This window comes from Hoyosella altamirensis, from assembly GCF_014191505.1.
GTDB lineage: Bacteria > Actinomycetota > Actinomycetes > Mycobacteriales > Mycobacteriaceae > Hoyosella > Hoyosella altamirensis.
Map to the genome: position 1 here is coordinate 1,439,051 of NZ_JACHWS010000001.1, position 17,690 is coordinate 1,456,740.

20 protein-coding genes and 1 pseudogene are annotated in these 17,690 nt (G+C 61.6%); 10 read left to right on the forward strand and 11 right to left on the reverse strand.

Going from position 1 to position 17,690, the window contains the following annotated elements; all coding sequences use genetic code 11:
* Positions 1 to 43: 43 nt before the first annotated feature.
* On the reverse strand, positions 44 to 631 hold the full coding sequence (locus FHU29_RS07025) for a TetR/AcrR family transcriptional regulator (protein ID WP_232323065.1): 588 nt from the start codon (positions 629 to 631) through the stop codon (positions 44 to 46).
* Between the two features lie 59 nt (positions 632 to 690).
* On the opposite strand from FHU29_RS07025, the gene FHU29_RS07030 reads away from it, so the two are divergent.
* Positions 691 to 1,203 carry a hypothetical protein gene (locus FHU29_RS07030; RefSeq protein ID WP_064442184.1) on the forward strand — a complete coding sequence of 171 codons (513 nt, stop codon included), beginning with the start codon at positions 691 to 693 and terminating at the stop codon, positions 1,201 to 1,203.
* On the opposite strand, the gene FHU29_RS07035 is transcribed toward FHU29_RS07030, so the two are convergent.
* From FHU29_RS07035 to FHU29_RS07055, 5 genes are read right to left on the reverse strand one after another with little or no spacing between them, the layout of a single operon-like run.
* Positions 1,180 to 1,968 carry a maleylpyruvate isomerase family mycothiol-dependent enzyme gene (locus FHU29_RS07035; RefSeq protein ID WP_064442183.1) on the reverse strand — a complete coding sequence of 263 codons (789 nt, stop codon included), beginning with the start codon at positions 1,966 to 1,968 and terminating at the stop codon, positions 1,180 to 1,182. The genes FHU29_RS07030 and FHU29_RS07035 overlap by 24 nt on opposite strands.
* Entirely contained in the window at positions 1,965 to 3,359 is a 1,395-nt protein-coding gene (locus FHU29_RS07040; protein WP_064442182.1) for a wax ester/triacylglycerol synthase family O-acyltransferase, read from the reverse strand. The genes FHU29_RS07035 and FHU29_RS07040 overlap by 4 nt, the downstream gene beginning before the upstream one ends.
* Positions 3,360 to 3,387: 28 nt before the next feature.
* Positions 3,388 to 4,950 carry a long-chain-fatty-acid--CoA ligase gene (locus tag FHU29_RS07045; protein ID WP_064442181.1) on the reverse strand — a complete coding sequence of 521 codons (1,563 nt, stop codon included), beginning with the start codon at positions 4,948 to 4,950 and terminating at the stop codon, positions 3,388 to 3,390.
* An 11-nt stretch (positions 4,951 to 4,961) separates the two neighbouring features.
* On the reverse strand, positions 4,962 to 5,825 hold the full coding sequence (locus FHU29_RS07050) for an SDR family oxidoreductase (RefSeq protein ID WP_064442180.1): 864 nt from the start codon (positions 5,823 to 5,825) through the stop codon (positions 4,962 to 4,964).
* Positions 5,822 to 7,372, reverse strand: coding sequence for a succinic semialdehyde dehydrogenase (locus tag FHU29_RS07055; RefSeq protein WP_232323064.1), 1,551 nt, complete (start codon positions 7,370 to 7,372; stop codon positions 5,822 to 5,824). Before FHU29_RS07055 ends, FHU29_RS07050 begins: the two co-directional genes overlap by 4 nt.
* A 72-nt stretch (positions 7,373 to 7,444) precedes the next feature.
* On the opposite strand from FHU29_RS07055, the gene FHU29_RS07060 reads away from it, so the two are divergent.
* Genes FHU29_RS07060 through FHU29_RS07075 form a run of 4 tightly spaced genes read left to right on the forward strand, consistent with a single transcriptional unit; the run spans position 7,445 to position 11,164 of the window.
* Complete coding sequence (locus FHU29_RS07060) at positions 7,445 to 8,533, forward strand: AraC family transcriptional regulator (RefSeq protein ID WP_064442200.1); 1,089 nt, start codon at positions 7,445 to 7,447, stop codon at positions 8,531 to 8,533.
* A 51-nt stretch (positions 8,534 to 8,584) separates the two neighbouring features.
* Positions 8,585 to 10,024 carry a rifampin monooxygenase gene (rox, locus tag FHU29_RS07065; RefSeq protein ID WP_064442179.1) on the forward strand — a complete coding sequence of 480 codons (1,440 nt, stop codon included), beginning with the start codon at positions 8,585 to 8,587 and terminating at the stop codon, positions 10,022 to 10,024.
* A gap of 4 nt (positions 10,025 to 10,028) precedes the next feature.
* On the forward strand, positions 10,029 to 10,739 hold the full coding sequence (locus FHU29_RS07070) for a hypothetical protein (protein WP_221194689.1): 711 nt from the start codon (positions 10,029 to 10,031) through the stop codon (positions 10,737 to 10,739).
* On the forward strand, positions 10,736 to 11,164 hold the full coding sequence (locus FHU29_RS07075; RefSeq protein ID WP_064442178.1) for a helix-turn-helix domain-containing protein: 429 nt from the start codon (positions 10,736 to 10,738) through the stop codon (positions 11,162 to 11,164). The genes FHU29_RS07070 and FHU29_RS07075 overlap by 4 nt, the downstream gene beginning before the upstream one ends.
* A gap of 6 nt (positions 11,165 to 11,170) precedes the next feature.
* Here the strand turns inward: FHU29_RS07075 and FHU29_RS07080 are convergent, their stop codons facing one another.
* The 3 genes and pseudogenes from FHU29_RS07080 to FHU29_RS23835 form a co-directional block, all read right to left on the reverse strand.
* Positions 11,171 to 11,521: a TfoX/Sxy family protein gene (locus FHU29_RS07080; protein WP_064442177.1), complete on the reverse strand. Its 351-nt coding sequence runs from the start codon at positions 11,519 to 11,521 to the stop codon at positions 11,171 to 11,173.
* A complete protein-coding gene (locus FHU29_RS23085) occupies positions 11,514 to 11,855 on the reverse strand; it encodes an SCP2 sterol-binding domain-containing protein (RefSeq protein ID WP_232323063.1) in 342 nt (113 codons plus the stop codon). The genes FHU29_RS07080 and FHU29_RS23085 overlap by 8 nt, the downstream gene beginning before the upstream one ends.
* Before the next feature lie 66 nt (positions 11,856 to 11,921).
* Positions 11,922 to 12,161 (reverse strand): annotated as a pseudogene (locus FHU29_RS23835) (winged helix-turn-helix transcriptional regulator); the annotation flags it as partial.
* An 81-nt stretch (positions 12,162 to 12,242) separates the two neighbouring features.
* On the opposite strand from FHU29_RS23835, the gene FHU29_RS07090 reads away from it, so the two are divergent.
* The 5 genes from FHU29_RS07090 (at position 12,243) to FHU29_RS07110 (ending at position 15,504) form a co-directional block, all read left to right on the forward strand.
* Positions 12,243 to 12,623 carry a nuclear transport factor 2-like protein gene (locus FHU29_RS07090; protein WP_064442175.1) on the forward strand — a complete coding sequence of 127 codons (381 nt, stop codon included), beginning with the start codon at positions 12,243 to 12,245 and terminating at the stop codon, positions 12,621 to 12,623.
* A gap of 83 nt (positions 12,624 to 12,706) precedes the next feature.
* Positions 12,707 to 13,375: a HEAT repeat domain-containing protein gene (locus tag FHU29_RS07095; protein ID WP_064442174.1), complete on the forward strand. Its 669-nt coding sequence runs from the start codon at positions 12,707 to 12,709 to the stop codon at positions 13,373 to 13,375.
* Complete coding sequence (locus tag FHU29_RS07100; protein ID WP_064442173.1) at positions 13,375 to 14,427, forward strand: MerR family transcriptional regulator; 1,053 nt, start codon at positions 13,375 to 13,377, stop codon at positions 14,425 to 14,427. The genes FHU29_RS07095 and FHU29_RS07100 overlap by 1 nt, the downstream gene beginning before the upstream one ends.
* Positions 14,428 to 14,477: 50 nt before the next feature.
* Positions 14,478 to 14,969, forward strand: a complete 492-nt coding sequence (locus FHU29_RS07105; RefSeq protein WP_064442172.1) for a DUF4112 domain-containing protein — start codon at positions 14,478 to 14,480, stop codon at positions 14,967 to 14,969.
* A gap of 58 nt (positions 14,970 to 15,027) precedes the next feature.
* A complete protein-coding gene (locus tag FHU29_RS07110) occupies positions 15,028 to 15,504 on the forward strand; it encodes a hypothetical protein (protein ID WP_157095357.1) in 477 nt (158 codons plus the stop codon).
* A gap of 195 nt (positions 15,505 to 15,699) precedes the next feature.
* Here the strand turns inward: FHU29_RS07110 and FHU29_RS23090 are convergent, their stop codons facing one another.
* Both FHU29_RS23090 and FHU29_RS07120 read right to left on the reverse strand, forming a co-directional pair.
* Complete coding sequence (locus FHU29_RS23090; RefSeq protein WP_232323062.1) at positions 15,700 to 16,035, reverse strand: hypothetical protein; 336 nt, start codon at positions 16,033 to 16,035, stop codon at positions 15,700 to 15,702.
* Positions 16,032 to 17,462: a hypothetical protein gene (locus FHU29_RS07120; RefSeq protein WP_232323061.1), complete on the reverse strand. Its 1,431-nt coding sequence runs from the start codon at positions 17,460 to 17,462 to the stop codon at positions 16,032 to 16,034. Before FHU29_RS07120 ends, FHU29_RS23090 begins: the two co-directional genes overlap by 4 nt.
* Between the last annotated feature and the right edge of the window lie 228 nt (positions 17,463 to 17,690).

Sequence of the window (17,690 nt, forward strand, 5' to 3'; positions counted from 1 at the left end):
ATCCATCTTCGCAAGTCAACAGAACCGACCATTTTCGAGGGGTTTACACGACACCCGTAGACGGATCTGAGGTGGTGGCGGTAAGGGTTCGGACCATGGTTTCTAGGTATTCGGCGGATAGGTCCACTTCGTCCGGTGTCGCGTGGGCGAGTTGGGCAACACCGAGATAGCTCGCGTAGGCGAGTTGGGCGCGCCGCGCCGCCTCGCCCGGCGGGAAACCCAGTTCGGTGAACTGTTCAGCGAGGTAGTCGAGCCGCCGCCGCGTGACTCGTCCCAGGACTGGGCCGACGAGTGGGTGGCGCGCCGTTGCTTGCAGTGCCAGCTCAGCGCGCGCGGCATCGCTTGTGTGGCCTTCGACAGCCCCCACAATCAAGGCGTGAAGCCTGGGGAGTCCGCCCGGTTCTGCCTCGATTTCCGTGATCGCATCGTCAGTGCCGACACGTTCCCATAGCTCTAGCGCGGCAGTGACCAGCTCCTCCCGGCTTGAGAAGTGCCAGTAAAAGCTCCCTTTCGTCGCACCGAGGCGCGTTGCGATCGGTTCGATCGCAATGGCGGCAAGCCCACCTTCCGCTAACGCCTCGAGCGCTGCCGTTGTCCAGTCAGAGGCGGTTAAACGCTGTCGCGACGGCATGTCCATACGGTACCGTATGGACATAGGAACCATACGGCACCGTATGGAAGAGAGGGAACATGCGAATTCACAACGTCCACCAGAGGGTTGTTCCCGGCAGCCCGAACGACATCGCGCCACTGCTGGCGACGCTCGGCCAGCCGAACGACGTGCTCTACCCGCCGTTATGGGAACCTATGCAGTTCGACGGCCCTATCGCAGTCGGCGCGAGTGGCACCCACGGCACGATCAGCGCCTATGCGCCTGGGCACCTGATGGAGATCACGTTTCCGAACGGCATGGGGATCACCGGAACACACACGTTCACAGTGGCCTCGTCCGGGGCGCGTCACTCATTGGTACGGCACGAGGTCGACGCAGATGCGACCGCGAAGGCCTGGCTCATATGGCATACGCTGATCCGGCCGTCCCACGATGCCGTGCTTGAAAGTCTGCTGGACCGCCTGCAAACTGCCCTGAGTGAGCCGCCTGCGCGACCCTTCGCCCCGTCCGTTTACGCGCGCTTGCTGCGATGGTTCGAGCGCCCGCGCGGCATCGTGCGGAGGACGTCAGACGAGGTCGAGATTATCTAGGAGGCGTTCAGCGACGTCCGTGTCGCCCCGTAAAGTGATATCGCAGGAACGCCATGGGACCCGGCCCGTACCCCAGACGGGAAACTCCAGGACCTGGCCGATAATGTGCGCAACAGCCCCCGTAGTGGTGCCCGTGCGTACGTGTAGTCCTCCGTCGCGCAGCGGCTCGATCTGCCACGTCCCACCGCCGGGGCCGTGCAGCGTTAACGAGACGGTGGCGTCTAGCCAGGCGAGCTGTTTGCGGTGTGATTGCTCGAGCAGCTTTGTCAGCCAGGCCATCATCGCGGTCATGCGCTGTTTGTCAGTTGGTGGGGCGGGCCGTTCGAGCGAGGGAGCGATGTCGTGGCGGAGATGTGTATGCCAATCGAACACGTACATCGCGGGGAACAGTTTGATCGGATAGCGACCTAGTTCGCCTACTGGCAGCGGCAGTCGGCCCACCGCGGGGGCGGTTAGCAGGTTGAGCGCGATTATGCCACGCCTGGTCCAGGAGGTGAAATCGTCGAGCACCTGTTCGGGGGACCGCGATCGCGACTTGTCGACGCTGCGGTCGTTAAGCCGCTCGATCTGTTTCGTTGCCATGGCGGGAATTGCAGCGGGCGTGATGAGCGTCCGCAGACTTGCCGCCATATGCGTAACCACATCTTTGACAGTCCAGCCTTGCGCCATGCTGGCGGCAGCCCAATCGTCTGTGGTGAGGCCACTGCAGAATTCAAGAATGGCTTGGCGTTCAGCTCGAAGGGCGGCCAGGGATCCCGATGTCATAAGTCGAAGGCTTTCTCGAGTTCGAGCAGGGCTTCCCCCGTACTCATCGCGAGGCGCTGCAGGTGAGGCAGACTTCCGCTGTCGCCGGTGAACCCGACGCCAAGCCGGCCTGAGCTTGAAAAGAGCGCGATAAATAGCCCGAGACCGTGGTACAGCATGCCGAGCGGGTACATCCCCTCTAGCGGCGCACCCGCCAGATACTGCTGTTCGAGGGGTCCGGGCACGTTTGAAATTGACACGTTGTACGGCGGCGCGCCGCGACCGCCCGAGCCGATAAGGTTCTGCAGGATGAAAGGCCCCATGAACAAGGCCGGATACAGCTCCGACGCACGTTTTGGCATGTCAGCAAGCTGGGCTTTACCCTCGCTACTGGACCGCGCGATCGCGCGCAGCCTTTCGGCTGGGTCGGCGATCTGAGTGCCCAGGTTGACGACAATCATGCTGAATGCGTTGCTCGTGTGTTCGTCGTTGGCGTCGCGGACGTTGACCGGTGCACCGGCGGTCAGCGTTCTCAAAGGCAAGTTATCGAACTCGCTGAGATATTGGCGCAGACCCCCAGCACAGATAGCGAGGAATACGTCATTGACCGTGACCCCGGCGGCCTTGGCGACTGCCCGTATCCTGCTCACGTCATAGCTTTGGGTAGCAACGCGGCGCTGACTGCCAATGCGGCCGTTCACCACCGAATTAGGTGCGATAAACGGCACCGCGAGATCGTAATCGCCGCGGCGCCTACCTTGAACGATCATGCTGCCAGCTGACCTGCCCAGCCCCGCCGCTGTCTTCGCGGTACCAGCTATCACATCGCGGACAGCGCGGACCCGGTTCGCGAACGGGACCGGCTCCCCGGCAGTGGTTGTCCTCGGAGTCGGTCCGATAGTCCACAGTGCGCGGACCGGCGCCGAATCGGGGAACGGAGTGATCATCTTTGAAATCTTCTTCACTCCGCCGACAGCGTCGATCAGCGCGTGATGCACTTTGAAGTAGATCGCGAAGCGGCGGCGTTCTAAGCCTTCGATGAGGTAGAACTCCCACAATGGTCTCGTGGTGTCGAGTGGACACGAGTGCTGTCGGGAAATGAAATCGCCAAGTTCGCGCTCGCCACCGGGTTGTGGCAACACGGTATAGCGGAAGTGGTAGTCGATGTCGATTCGGTCGTCGGGTACGACGTCCCACTTCGGTGCGAGATTCTTGAGCGCGGGGCGGTGGATTTTGTAGTTGAACGGCGCACCGAATGCTGTTTGGGATCGGAGTTGTGCGGCGAGTTCGCCGACCCAGCCGTCCTCAGCGTCGTCCGGTAGAAAGAACGTTGCTAGGCAGGCCACGTGTTGCGGAGTGTTCTCGCTCTCGGCGGTGAGGAAAAGTCGGTCTGCGATCGCTACTTTGGGCATCTCTCCAGGCTTTCTTTGCGCGTCCGGTTCAGACCTGACGGTCGTGGTTTCGCCAGTACGGCTCCCGCAGTTCGCGTTTGAGGATCTTGCCACTCGGGTTCCGGGGGATGGCGTCGATGAACTCGACCCTGCGGGGTGTCTTGTAGGCGGCGAGCGATTCTCTCGCGAATGACTGGACCTGTTCGGCTGTCAGCGTTTGCCCTTCCGCTACGCAGATGACGGCCATGACCGACTCTCCCCAGTGCTCATCCGGAATGCCGAACACGGCAACGTCGGCGACTGCTGGGTGACCGGTCAGGACACGCTCCACCTCGGGTGAGTAGACGTTTTCACCTCCGGTGATGATCATGTCCTTGATCCGGTCTTCGATGTAGACGTAGCCGTCCTCGTCAACGCGGCCGATGTCGCCGGTCCGTAGCCAGCCGTCAGCGGTGATTGTCGCGGCGGTATCTTCCGGACGGTTCAGGTAACCAACCATCTGTTGTGGTGTGCGGAACCAGAACTCGCCGTGCGCCCCGGGGGCGACATCCTGCTCGGTTACGGGGTCGACCACGCGAACCTCAGCACCGGGAACGGGCTTTCCCGTGGACCGCAGCCGTTCGGGGTGGACTTCGTCGCGATGGGCGTCCGGATCAAGCAGCGTGATAACTCCGGCAAACTCGGTCTGTCCGTAGACGTGGACGAACTTGGTGTCCGGCCATTCGGCCAGGGCACGCTGCACGGTCGGGAGTGGCATTGGGGCAGCACCGTAGCCGATGAAACGCAACTTCGAGAACCCTGCAATTGCCTGCGGCCCCGCAGCGAGGACCGCCGAGATAACCGGGGGCACAAGGAATGCGCGGGTGGCGCCGGCGGCGATCGCACCGAACAGGGACGCCGCATCCGGCTCGCGGGTGATGATCGACGGTACGCCAGCGTGAATACCGAGCAGCGCATACGACGTGCCGCCGACGTGGAAAAGTGGCATCGCAACGAGATTCACGTCGCTGTCGCGATCGAAGTGGAAGAGCGTGGCGACGTTCTCGGTGTGGGTCACGAGGTTGCGCTGGCTCAGCATTACCCCTTTCGGGCGCCCGGTTGTGCCGGAGCTGTACATGATGACGCAGACGTCGTCGGGCGACACATCGGGCTGCGCCGCGACCGGTTGCGCGTCTCGGAGGAGGATCTCGTACGTGTCGTTATCTCCTCCGATTTCGATGACGTGCGCCAGGTTGCCGATCCGCGTCTCGCTTGCCGCTACATTCGGCTGAAATTCAGCGCCACAGAAGATCCTTGTGATGCCGGAATCCCGAATTGCGTAGTCGAGCTCGTCGCCAGCAATCCGCCAGTTCAGAACCACTGCGGTTGCGCCCAATCGGGCCGCGGCAAGGATGGTCTCGAGACATGCGGGATGGTTCTTGTCCAGAAACCCCACCCTATCGCCACGAGTGACGCCGCCCGCGCGCATCGCGCCAGCAAGTTTCCCGATGCGGTCGTCCCATTGCGCCCAGGTCCAGGAAGAGTCGCCGTAGCGAATGGCCACTGCGTCAGGCGTTTCGGCCGCCCATTTACTGGCGAGGTCGCTCAGATTCGCGGTTGCTGTTGTGTTCATGGTTTCACCTTTCAGCTTTGTCCGGCGCGGTCGTTATAGGCGGCGCGCGCAGCGGGGTTGTGAGGTTGCAGAATTGCCGTCTCAGAGCCGAGCAGGCGGAGGAATGCCTCCTGAACTGGTTTGGGCATCAGTCCGGAGCCACGTGTGATCATGCCGAAAAGCGCCGGGATATACACGCGTCGATGTGATTCGGTGCTCGCCATCGCTTTGACGACTGAGGAGGCGACCTCCTCGACTGTCGCAACCCGCACCCCGGGTGGATTGGTGAGCCCGGCCGCGAGTTCGGTGCTGACAGTGCCAGGCAAGATCGCTGAGAACTTGACGCCAGTGTGGCGGTGCTCAAGGCGGGCGGAATCGGTGAACAGTACGGTGGCCGCCTTGCTAGCGTTGTAAACAGCGAGTCCAGGAATCGCGGTCTCACCCATTGTCGAGCACATGTTGACGATGTGGCCGCGGCCGCGCGGCACCATGAGCTCCAGCGCATGTTTCGTACCGAAGATCACACCAAGCGTGTTTATCTCGATGACACGGCGGATGAGGTCATCCGCTTGCTCGAGCAGCGGACCAGTCGGCATGATGCCGGCGTTGTTGACCAGCGCATCCAGCGGGCCGAGTGCGGATTCGGTGGCATGCAGAAACTTCGCGAACGCGTCGGGATTTGTCACATCCAGCTTCGCCGAATAATCGGCGTCCAGGGTGTTCGCGGCCTCGTTTAGCGCGCCTTCATCGATGTCGCTGATTGCGATCATTGCGCCTGCGTGCTTCGCGGCGCGGGCGATCGCGTATCCGATGCCGCGTGCGCCACCAGTGATCGCGATAACCCTGTCTCCAAGTAGTGGTTCTCGCGGTTCCTTGTGCCCCAAAAATGCTGTCATTTGATGCGCATTCCCTTCATGAACTTGTAGATCCACGTGAGCAAAGTGGCATTCTTCGCGGCGGATATGCCTGGCGGTGGATCGAACCCAATGACGTGCTGACTGGCGACAGTCTGAAGTTCGCAGTATTCGAGCAGGCCTTGCTCGCCGTGACGGCGACCGAGCCCGGAAGCTTTCATACCGCCCATTGGGGCGTCGTTGGAGGCATAGGCGGAGCCGTAGCCCTCATTGATATTCACTGTGCCGACTTGAAGGCGTTCACCGACACGACGCGCCCGCCCGACGTTCTTGCTCCAGACACTTGCGTTAAGGCCGAACTCGGAGTCGTTCGCCTTGGTGATCGCGTCAGCGTCATCAGTGAACGAGTAGACAGATACGACCGGTCCGAACGTCTCCTCGCGGTATACCGCCATCTCCGAGGTGACTCCCGTCAGAACAGTCGGTTCGTAGAAGTACGGCCCGATGTCGGGGCGGACCCGCCCGCCTATCTCAGTCTTCGCGCCTGCGGCGACTGCGTCGCTCACGTGCGCTACCGCCTTGTCGAGCTGACGCTGCGAGCTCAAGGTGCCGATGTCGTATCCGAAATTGAGTCCGCTGCCGAGCTTCAGTTTCGCGGTGTGCGCGACGAGCTTGTCGAGGAACGTGTCATAGACACTTTCGTGGACATACACGCGTTCGATGGACAGACACAGCTGCCCAGCCGTCGAGAAGCAGGCTCGCGCAGCTCCTTTCGCCGCACTGTTGAGGTTGGCGTCCTCGAGTACGATCATCGGGTTCTTCCCGCCGAGTTCGAGCGTCGAGCTTATTAACCGCTGCGCCGCGGACGCCGCGACACGGCGCCCGGCCTGCGTCGAGCCTGTGAAGCAAACATGGTCGGCGCCGTCGATCAGCGACTGGCCGATCACATCCGGTTCCCCAACCACGATCTGCCATAGCCCCTCCGGCAATCCTGCCTCGACCATTAGTTCACGGGCGCGAAGCGCCGTCATAGCGGTCTGCGTATCCGGCTTATGAACGACGGCATTGCCAGCCAGCAACGCCGGAATCGCGTCACACACGCCCAGGGAAAGGGGGTAGTTGAACGGCGAGATCACGGCGGCGACACCTTTCGGGCGGCGCCGTTCCGTGGCCCGGGTGGCCATCGGTAGAGCACCTTTTCGCTTTCGTGGTGCGAGGCAGCCTGGCGCGGTACGGCCGTAATAGAGCGCAAGCCCCGCGACGTCCAGAGTTTCCTCGAACGCGCTGCTCCGAGACTTGCCGTTTTCGGCCTGCACGAGGTCGATCAGCTCGTCATTGCGCAGCACTTTGTCGTGGTACTTGATGAAGACCTCGGCGCGGACTTTCGGGGGAGTCGCGCCCCACGCTTCCTGGGCACCGCGGGCACGTGAGAAGGCAGCCGCGACATCGGCTGCGGTCGACGTACGCAGTGTGACAAGCGGTTCGCCCGTAAACGGCGCATTCAGTGTCACCGTCGGCCCGGTTCCGTTCAATGCAGCCGCCAGCCGCAAAGTAAGTTCGTCGGGGAGCATCTTCGTTGTGGTGGTCACGAGCAGGAACTCTAGGTCTGGCTTCCATCCGCGACCATGGCCGTTCCGGAAGGCGTAATGTCATTTCCGGACATGTTGAATGAAGCCACCGGCCCGTCATGGGACCACACGCGAAGCGCCGTCGCCGCGCGAATTCTTGTCGAAATCGGCGAGTCACGCGGCCTGACGGGTGCTGCCGCTTTGGCCGGCACCGGCTTGCAGGTGTCCGACCTTCACGATCCCGGTGCCGAGATCGAGGCCGGGCAGGAGCTGGCAATCGCTCGCAACTTGCTGCGTCGCTTGGGTGATCGTCCGGGACTCGGTGTCGAAGCGGGCAGCCGATACACGCTTGGCAGTTTCGGGATTTGGGGGTTCACGATGATCACGAGCCCCACTGTGCGCGACTTAGCCCGGCTCGGCACCCGCTACTCAGCGCTGTCGTTCGCTTTCATCCGACCCGTCTACGTGGAGGACGACACCGGCGCGCGGATTATCTTCGACGACACCGAGATCCCCGACGATGTTCGTGACTTCTTTGCCGAACGTGAACTCGCCAAGATGCTCACCCTCGCCCCGGTCATCGTGGGGACCCGTCCAGGGTTCCGAATTGAGACCCGATTCGACGGACCGCGCGCGAACTCACTCCGACTGCTCGCCCCGCGAGCCGATATCCGCGTCGCGAAACCTGAGCATGCTATCGGTTTCACCCGGCACCTTCTCGACGATGCGATGCCGCAAGCCGATCCAGTCACCGCACGCGTGATGCAAGCTCAATGCGCGGAAATCTTGCAGAAGCGCCGTAAGCGCCGAGGCGTCGCCGCCCACGTCCGAGCACGCATTCTCGCCCGCTTAGACGACCCGCCAGGAATGGTGGAGATCGCCCGTCACATGCAGATCGATGAGCGGACCCTGCGCCGCAAGCTTGCAGATGATGGGACTTCATACCGCGAGCTCGCCGACGAAGTGCATTCTACGATGGCCCGCGAACTCCTTATCGGTTGCCAGCTGACAATCGAAGAAGTCGCCACCCGTCTCGGATACAACGACGCCGCCGCGTTTTCCCGCGCGTTCAAACGGTGGACGGGACAACGACCCGGAAGTCTTCGCGACGCCGACCGGTTGAGCGCTCTACCCTCTTCACCATATAGGGGAATAGGGGTCTTGCGGCAAGACCCCCTTTGATGTCGCAGAATAGCCCGGTCCAGGCCAGACCTGGGGAGATGGGGGCTTCGCATGATTGATGTGATCATTGTCGGCGGGGGACCAACGGGTTTGATGCTCGCTAGTGAGCTGCGCTTAAACGGCGTGCAAGTGGTGGTGCTGGAGAAAGAAAGCGAAGCGCCGAAGTGGGTCCGCTCGCTCGGCCTGCATGTGCGCAGCATTGAGGTGATGGACCAGCGCGGTCTCCTTGAGCGGTTCCTCGCACAGGGGAAGCAATACCCCGTAGGTGGCTTCTTCGCAGGAATCGATAAGCCCGCGCCGAGGGGACTGGACACTGCGCACCCCTACGTCCTTGGTATTCCTCAGACCATCACGGATCGCCTTCTGGCCGAGCGCGCCGCAGAACTGGGTGCCGATCTCCGGCGCGGCTGTGAAGTAGTCGGGCTCAGGCAGGACGGCGAAGGCGTGACCGTCGAACTGCCTGACGGGACGCATTTGCGCTCGCGCTATGTTGTCGGCTGCGATGGAGGCCGGAGCACGGTGCGCAAGCTTCTTGGCGTGGGGTTTCCCGGCGAGCCGTCCAGGTGCGACATTCTCTTGGGTGAGATGGAAGCCGATGCGGCACTGAAGACGGTGATGACCGTGGTAGCTGAAGTTCGCGAGACGGAGAAGCGGTTTGGCCTCGGACCTCTCGGTGATGGCGTGTATCGGGTTGTGGTGCCCGCCGCAAGGGTGTCCGAGGATCGCTCGGTCGCGCCGGTCCTCGATGAGTTCAAACAGCAGTTGCGGGCGTTCGCTGGAACCGACTTCGGTGTACATTCGCCGCGCTGGCTGTCCCGGTTCGGCGACGCTACCCGGCTAGCCGAGCGCTACCGGTCCGGCCGGGTGTCGCTTGCCGGGGACGCGGCACACATCCACCCGCCGATGGGTGGACAGGGCCTCAATCTCGGCATTCAGGATGCGTTCAACCTTGGCTGGAAACTGGCTGCCGAAGTGAATGGCTGGGGGCCGCCGGGGCTGCTGGATACCTATGAAACGGAACGCCGCCCTGTGGCGACTGACGTGCTCGAGAACCCTCGCGCGCAGGGGGTGCTGCTGTCGACGGATCCCGGTCCGCAGTCGGTGCGCAGGCTGGTCTCGGAGTTGATGGACTTCGAGGACGTGAATCGGTTTCTGATTGAGAAGATCACTGCGATATCGGTTCGGTACAGCGTCGGCGAAGGACATGAACTGCTCGGCCGGCGGCTGCGCGACGTGAGACTGCAGCGTGGGCGACTGTACGAGCAGATGCACGGTGGCCGCGGCGTTCTCGTGGATCAGACGGGCCTGTCGGTTGCGGGCTGGGCGGACCGGATCAACCACATCGTCGACCACAGCGACGAACTGGATGTGCCCGCTATCCTGCTGCGCCCTGACGGCCACGTCGTCTGGGTGGGGGATGAGCAGCAGGATCTAGACCACCAACTCGTCCGGTGGTTCGGGAGGATTTCTGTATCAGATCCGATACACTGAATGAGTGCGCGACATCAGCAACTTTCATGAACTACCGGCAAGGCTTCAGAAGGTGATTGAGTCCGCGGTAAAGCTTCAGCAGGTGGTTCCCGACGCGGTTCTCGTCGGAGGAACCGCAGCAGCTCTCTATGCCAGCCATCGCGAGTCCTTCGACCACGACCATGTTTTGACTGACCTGGCTCAACGCTACGAGCAGATCCTTGAGGCCGTCGAAGCGACCGACGGGTGGGCGACAAGTGTCCGAGCGAGTCGCCCGCCGATGACCCTCATGGGAACACTGGGTGGAATTGAAGCAGGTTTGCGCCAACTCCGGCGGACCCATGCATTAGAGGTCGCCGAAGTCGAGATACCGCGCGCAGGGCGGCTCCAGATACCGACTCTGCACGAGATGGTGCGCGTCAAGGCGTACCTTGTCGTCCAGCGTAACCAGGTGCGCGACTACTTAGACGTCGTTGCACTGGCTGACCGGATTGGCATCGACGAATCGGCCGCGGTCCTAGCGTCGATCGACGAATACTACGACGACCGGTCGCGCGGGGTGGATTCGGTTGTGACCGCACTAGTACAGCGTCTTGCCGAGCCAAATCCACGAGATTCAGCGGTCACGAAACAACTGGCTGCATACAAGGGGCTCGACGCAAATTGGCACCAATGGGGGACCGTACGCGCAGCGTGCTTGGAGTTGGCCCACGCGATTGTTGAGGCGAGATCATGAGCTTTGCCTTCCGGAACGTAGAAGGGTCTCCGGATCAACCAGTCGACCAGTGGCCTTATGAAGCGATTGTGGCGACGATTGAGCGCGGAACCCTGCAAGACTGGATACCGGTCATCAATGCAATCCGAACGTCACCATGGGGAGTGGTAGCACGGCAGGTTGAGGAATACCTCGGATATGAAAGCCCATACGGCGTAGGGGCTCTCCTGCGGTCGACCATTGCACGTGCCCGCGCGTCGGCAGAGGCGTCAGAGCGTGCAGAGGTTGCTCGCAGAGTCCGCGCGTGCGTTGAACGCTCTGGACTGAGTCGCGAGGAGTTTGCGCGTGCCCTCGGGACGTCGCGTTCACGATTGTCCACGTATTGCAGCGGTGCTGTGATGCCGTCTGCGGCGCTGCTCGTCCGGATGGAGCGACTCGCTAGTTAAGCTGGTCTACTTACTCAGCGCGCCGACAAACCGATACGCCTCGTACGCCAGGTCCCGCCACAGCGCGAGCGTAGATGCGGAGTCCCCTTCTGCGGGGAGGACAATCCATTCCCGCATCGTCCGCTTTCCCATCACCACAGCTTCAGCGGTTCCCTCGTCAACGAGCTCGGCCGCCCGGGCCTTTGGCAGCTTCACGATCAGCTCGCCGTTGCTGCCCAGGAACGCGAAGACCTTGCCTTCGACCCGCAGCCCTGGGCTACGGAACATTGTTCCCAGTGTGACATCGTGGTCATCCTGGAAATCATGCGCGATCTCGTCGAGTAGATGGCGGTTGAGTACCTCACGCCCGTCAGTCATGACGCCTTCCCTTCGGCAGTATCCGATTGAACGCTTTGATCGAGCCGTCAATCACCAGGCCTTCAGCTTTAGCGACCCGCACGCTGAGCTGTCCGGTGAAGACCGCCACGAGAACCTCCGGGGGCGCTGCAACGGTGGCATCGGGCTGGAGATCGGTGGAGCACGGACGGACTTCGACTTCGCCATTTCCAGCGATGACGTCGCAGCCATCGTGCAAGTCACCGAACCGAACACTGGTAGCCGGTGCATTAGGTGAGTTGTCCCGGCACAAGTAGCGCAGTGGCAGTGAGAACCAGTGCATCCGGAACTCGTCGTCGGCCGGGGGAATAGCCATCAACGGGGCTCCCCATCGGGTCAGCTCGCGTACAACCCCTCCAAGGTCACGTCCACGGCCGGTCAAACTGATCAGGGATGTCGCCACAGGCGGTGGCTCGTGATGCCGAACTATCAAGTCGGCCGCTTCCATGTCCCGGAGGCGGTCTGCCAGGAGATTGCTGGCAATTCCAGGCAATCCTCGGCGCAAGTCTGAAAAGCGGCAACGCCCTTGCGTCAGCAGCTCCCGAACGATCAGGAGAGTCCAACGGTCGCCAACTATGTCCAGAGCGCGTGCCATCGAGCAGTACTGGTTGTACGAGCGCATAGATCGATACTAGCAAGATGGTTGATCTAATTGTCTGGTCTGTTTAGAATTTCAACCAGAACACCACTGAATGGAGTCGCCATGACAGTCGTCAGCAGTAGCGCGCCATCCGCGCTCAAGACCTATTACGGCATCCTCACGCAGGGGATCAAAGACTATAGCGACGGCGACAAACTTTCGCCCCTGCTCGTGGAGGACTTCGACTTCGAGGGCCCGATTGCCGGACACGAAATAGGGGCTGCCCTTTTCGTGGAGGGAGTCAAAGGCTTCATCGCAAACGTCAGCAAGATCGACCTGATCCAGGAAGTCCACGACGCACACGGCTCCGCCGTCATTTACGACGCGCACATGCCGAAAGGCGTCGTGCGTCTGACAGAGTTCTTCTCGTTCGTCGACGGCAAGATCCAGCGACTACGCCTGCTCTTCGATCCCGCCGACTACCTTGCCAAAGGCGGCGGATAACCGCGCTGCGCGCGACTCCTCCGGCGGGTTTGACCTTGACACGATGACAAGGTCTTAACTGTCCAGGGAAGGAGGCGGTTGCGATGAAGACAACCAACAACGACCTGGACACCCGCCTTATTGACGCACTAGCTGCTACTCGATCCTCGACACGGCTGCGTGCGGCTCTCATTGCCGGCACGAGACCTGACGAAAGGCTCGTTGAACCGCTTATCATGCGGTGCGGCACCGAACCAGATTTCTTCGTGCGCGACATGTTGACATGGGCATTGACCCGGCACCCGGCAGCGATTACTGTGCCGAAACTCCTCGAGAAGCTGCGCTCAGAGGCCGCGCAGGCTCGCAGCCAGGCCTTGCACACACTGTCCAAGATTGGTGACGAGAGTGCGTGGCCCGAGATAGCCGGACAATTGCTGCGCGATGCGGACGACGAGGTCGCGCGCAGCGCATGGCGAGCTGCCGTCGCACTCGTACCTCCAGGGCGCGAAGCTGAGCTGGCCACCCTGCTTTCGACGCAGCTTGGACGGGGAGATGAAGACATACAGCTAAGCTTGAGCCGTGCCCTCATTGCACTCGGCGAAACGGTCCCGTCGCTGTTGGGCGTCGCGATGAAGAGTGCTAACCCTGCGGTGCGTGCCCACGCGATCGCGACCGAGCGGCTGCTGCATGACCCTGACAGCGAGTTCGCTTTCGCGCTGGAATACGCCAATCGGATCGCAAATACTGGTCCGGCGCCGGTGGGGGACTCATAGTGTTGATCGGCGAGGTGTCGCGACGCTCGGGGGTGAGCACCCGCATGCTTCGGCACTACGAATCCCTAGGCCTGGTGACCCCGACGGGGCGCACATCGGGTGGCTACCGTGAGTATTCCTCCGATGACATTCAGCGGATCTTCCACGTCGAAAGCCTGCGGTCACTGGGGCTGTCGTTGCGTGACGTGCAGCGCGTACTGGACGACCCGCAATTCGCACCAGCCGATCTGGTAACTGACTTGATACGCCAGACCCAGCGCAGGATCGACCGTGAGCAAGAACTGCTCGCAAGGCTCCAAAGAGTCGAAGAAACGGAGCCAAGTGATTGGGGTGATGTGCTGGGCATCATCAGAATGCTTCGTGCCCTGGACTCAGAGCATGCAGCGCTCCGGCAGCGAGCCGTGTTGTCTGCATCGCCAGACGCGCCCTTGCCGGCGGAAGTTCTGGCCGATGCGGTGCTCAGTGAAGCCGACCCTAACGTCGCTGGAGCGATGATGTGGGCGCTGGCGCGCGCAGGCGGCGACGGATTGGCGCGGGTAGCAGCAGGTTTGGCTTCTCGCGATGTCGACGTGCGGCGGCGAGCTGTGTTGGCTATCGCGGCGGTACAGAGCCCGGAAGCTACGGGTTTGCTTCTGGGCACGCTCGCTGACTCCGATGACGTGGTCCGCAGGCGCGCGGCGCTTGAACTCGGGGCGCGGGGACAGGTGGACGCGGTGCCCACTCTGATCGACATGGTGGTTGCGGGAACGGGCGACGTCGAGGCCGCTGAGAACCTGGGGAGGCTAGCCGACAGTTCCGGCATCGCCGAGGAGATTGTCCGCACCCTCGTTGACAAGCTTGGTGGCGACGCCGCGGCCGGTACGCGGTTGCGTCTGGCCCAGGCACTCGCTGAGCTTCCCGGCCCTGCCGCCATGCAAGCACTTTCACAGTTGACGCTTGACAAAGATCGCACTGTCGCGCTCACTGCCGAGACGATCCTGCACGGTCGCGAGTCCCCAAGGCGATCCGCGCGCCGTCCCACTGGCCCGAAAAACGAGCGGCCAACAGGGTAGAACTGGAGCGCCGACGAACGGCATGTCCAGTCCCCTGAAATACTGGAGTCGTGACCATACAGCACCAGCCTGCCGAACTCGTTGAACAGCGGAAGAGACACATCCGCCGGTTCGCGAACGTGATGGATTCGAGGTTCCGGATCCCCGGCACCAAACAAACGTTCGGCATCGATCCCATTCTCGGCCTCGTCCCTGGCGGGGGAGACGCCGTCGGCATGGTGATCAGCGCGGGCATCGTCATCCAGGCTGTCCGTTTCGGAGCACGCGGCTCAACACTTGCGCTGATGCTGTTCAACGTCGCAATCGACGCAATATTCGGCGCCATCCCTATCCTTGGGACTGTCTTCGACGTGTGGTTCAAAGCGAACAACCGCAACGTCGCACTGCTCGACCGCCACGTCACCGACCCAGAACTGACCAGAGCTCAGATACGTCGCCGAGTCTTCTGGCTGATCGTGCTCGTAGTCCTGTTCACCCTGCTGCTGCTCATCGTCCTGCTCGTCGGGATCGTGGCGCTTATTGCATGGCTTCTGAACAGGTAGGCCGACTTTGCAACAACCTGGGTCTCATAGGGATTCGGCATGACCCTCACTCCTCGCGTTGTCGACTGGAATCCTGATGGTCGCGACGATCACCGCGCTCTACGGACAAGCGGTGATGGCGAATTGGGAAGCGGCCATCGCGGTCGCTGTTGCCCTGGCTGGACTCTGGATAGCGCGGATGCGCATGACCGCGCGCAGAACTGTCCCTGAACGCCGCGTGGGATACGGGCTCGCCGCGCTCCTCGCGATAGTGGCAGTACCGGGTCTCCTGCCCGTCGCCGCCTATCACTGGGGATACCTCACGTTCCTGGGGGCGGCTTTCGTGGTTCTGGGTTTAAGATCGGGTCAACGACTTACATGGATTTCCGGGGGAGTCACCGCGATCGTTGGTGTTCTGACGGGGTCGGCAGTCGCGCGAGACGTACTGCTCGGTATCCAAGAAACATCGACTGGTGTGGGCCCATCAGTAGCAGCGCAGACTGCGCTAGGTCTTCTCGTACTGCTTCTCGCAGTGCGGGATCGCAAAGCGAAATGATGCTGGCCGGTCGAACGCCCTACTCGCCTTGTGTGCCCACCGGTGTGACACGCAATGCGTAAGAGACGACGTCGTGGTTCACCGGGACGCTTTCGCCACGATGCAACCTCGCGGGTCCCACATGGTTCACGTTGTACCACCCGAAATGCTCGGTGGGCGTTCGGTTTGCACGACGGCAGATCGATGCGCGTTCGGTCACCAGAACCCGGCCTGCGGGCTTCGTGTCGTAGTCGACCATAGATAGCGATCCCACACCAGGAATCCCCTCAGCGTCGTTTCACCCACCGCGTCGATGCCGTCCGGGATCATCGTCGTGAACCCATTGCCGAGGTGCGCGACTCGTTCCGTTCGCCCGTGGATGGTCACCTCTTCCACCTGGGCCGCGACCTCGCACGTTAGTTCACGAGGGACACTTCGCATTTCGGGTGTAGCCCAGTACGTTGAGGGTTCGCACACCTCACCGACCTGTGGCGCGTCGGGAAACGGTTCAAGGTCCTCGATCATCCACAACGCTGGTCTCGGCGGGGTCATGGCATCGTCGTAACATCGAGTTGCATTCCACCGATGATGGGACGCTGCTCATACCCAAGAGCGGCGAGGGACTCGCAGTCGAATGGCGTTTCTATCAGCCGCGCACCCATGTTGGCGAGCGTATGCGTGATTATGTGTGCAAGCTGTCCAGTGACGACACTTTCAGTCCCTTGCACGACCTCGAGAACATCGATGCATGCGGTGGTCTGGTCCAACCACCGTGCGGCTGCATGACCGACGAAAGGCTTTGCGTACTTTTTGTTCGGGTATGCCTGGATCCATGCCGCTAGAGTTCCCGAATTTATTGACGCACGCGGTGTTTCAATGCTGAGTCCAGCATCGGCCAGCCAGACTCCAGACTTTTCGTGCATCGGGACAGGACCGATGCCGAACTCACAATGTTCATGATCGATTCGGCGCGTGGAGACATGGATCGTCTTGCCGATCCTGGTGCGGATTCCCCACACGAGTAATCCTGTCCGGAGATCTTCTTGCCACCTGAACAGTGCTTCGCTTGCGTACCGGCCAGGTGTATCCACAGGCGGGCCACGGAAATCGCCTGGTGATTGCGGCATCGGGACCGACAATGCGAACGTGTTCGGATTCTTAGCCCAGTGGAAATACACGACGATCGAGTGATCCTCGACGTGAATTCGGACCGGGCGGAAAGCGCTGTCCACAACTCCGCGCACGCGTACCTTGTTCCGCAAGTGCCGCAAGGTTTCGCGAGCTGTCTCAGTCAGGGCCTCGAGGCTCTCGCCCGTCATTTCCACCCGCCAGCCACCATCTGGCTCGGTATGCGGATCCCGGATTCCCGCGGTAACGGCATAGGGGCCGAAACGCTCGATGTACGAGAGCAGTTCGTTTGATGACGGGTCTGGATCGAGCTTCCGTGCATGTTCGATCGCGTGCCAAACCCGACTCCACGCGAAGTTGTCTGGCGCTAGCAGCGGGGTGCCGTTCTGCGCGAGGAGTACAACATAAATTCGCTGCTTGTACCACATACGGGCCCGCACTCGATCGCTTACGCGACGGTGCCACAATAGCTCGTAGGCGTAGTCAGACCAATACTTGCCCAGCAGTGCACGGGCCCACGCCTCGCCTTCAGCTTCGGAAACCTCGTCGAGCAGGTTGCTTCTCGCCGATTGACGATTGGGAAACTGGCTCGAGTAGCCCTGTACATGTATTCGTAGGCAGACAGGATCGAGACTGTTACGGAAGGAGCCTAGGTCTCCTGCACTCTGGAAACTGTGGACGATAGCTACCCGCAATGCGGGATCCGTCAAGGACGCTCCATCGATCGGGGACGTGCCATTCGGCCAAGGAGGATCTGTGCGCGGCAAGCCTCGTTCGGCCGCGATATTGGCTAAAACTTTCCGGTAAACGGAGATCTGCTCCGAGAACAGCTCAGCGAGTACGTCAGTCATCGCGGCGCGGTCGAGCTCAGGACGTCGCTCAGCAGGCCGGGACATTCTTTCGGCGAGTTGGCAGCATCCGGTAAACTTAGCGAACAATCATCCACCGCGCGAACGATTTTTGCGACGTCTGATTCCGGATATTCAACGTGTTGGGATTAGCGGGGCAGCGACGTGTGGCGATTAGCGTCGTCCCAGCAATTAGCAGGACCATCAATATTGACCAGGCAATAGCATATA

What these genes read in the sequence shown, in the direction of transcription:
- rox (WP_064442179.1), top strand. Translation starts at nt 8,585, where the DNA reads ATGATTGATGTGATCATTGTCGGCGGGGGACCAACGGGTTTGATGCTC.
- FHU29_RS23090 (WP_232323062.1), bottom strand. Translation starts at nt 16,035, where the DNA reads ATGACCCCGCCGAGACCAGCGTTGTGGATGATCGAGGACCTTGAACCG.
- FHU29_RS07075 (WP_064442178.1), top strand. Translation starts at nt 10,736, where the DNA reads ATGAGCTTTGCCTTCCGGAACGTAGAAGGGTCTCCGGATCAACCAGTC.
- FHU29_RS07030 (WP_064442184.1), top strand. Translation starts at nt 691, where the DNA reads ATGCGAATTCACAACGTCCACCAGAGGGTTGTTCCCGGCAGCCCGAAC.
- FHU29_RS07045 (WP_064442181.1), bottom strand. Translation starts at nt 4,950, where the DNA reads ATGAACACAACAGCAACCGCGAATCTGAGCGACCTCGCCAGTAAATGG.
- FHU29_RS07025 (WP_232323065.1), bottom strand. Translation starts at nt 631, where the DNA reads ATGCCGTCGCGACAGCGTTTAACCGCCTCTGACTGGACAACGGCAGCG.
- FHU29_RS07035 (WP_064442183.1), bottom strand. Translation starts at nt 1,968, where the DNA reads ATGACATCGGGATCCCTGGCCGCCCTTCGAGCTGAACGCCAAGCCATT.
- FHU29_RS07090 (WP_064442175.1), top strand. Translation starts at nt 12,243, where the DNA reads ATGACAGTCGTCAGCAGTAGCGCGCCATCCGCGCTCAAGACCTATTAC.
- FHU29_RS23085 (WP_232323063.1), bottom strand. Translation starts at nt 11,855, where the DNA reads ATGGCTATTCCCCCGGCCGACGACGAGTTCCGGATGCACTGGTTCTCA.
- FHU29_RS07040 (WP_064442182.1), bottom strand. Translation starts at nt 3,359, where the DNA reads ATGCCCAAAGTAGCGATCGCAGACCGACTTTTCCTCACCGCCGAGAGC.
- FHU29_RS07095 (WP_064442174.1), top strand. Translation starts at nt 12,707, where the DNA reads ATGAAGACAACCAACAACGACCTGGACACCCGCCTTATTGACGCACTA.
- FHU29_RS07060 (WP_064442200.1), top strand. Translation starts at nt 7,445, where the DNA reads ATGTTGAATGAAGCCACCGGCCCGTCATGGGACCACACGCGAAGCGCC.
- FHU29_RS07050 (WP_064442180.1), bottom strand. Translation starts at nt 5,825, where the DNA reads ATGACAGCATTTTTGGGGCACAAGGAACCGCGAGAACCACTACTTGGA.
- FHU29_RS07080 (WP_064442177.1), bottom strand. Translation starts at nt 11,521, where the DNA reads ATGACTGACGGGCGTGAGGTACTCAACCGCCATCTACTCGACGAGATC.
- FHU29_RS07120 (WP_232323061.1), bottom strand. Translation starts at nt 17,462, where the DNA reads ATGACTGACGTACTCGCTGAGCTGTTCTCGGAGCAGATCTCCGTTTAC.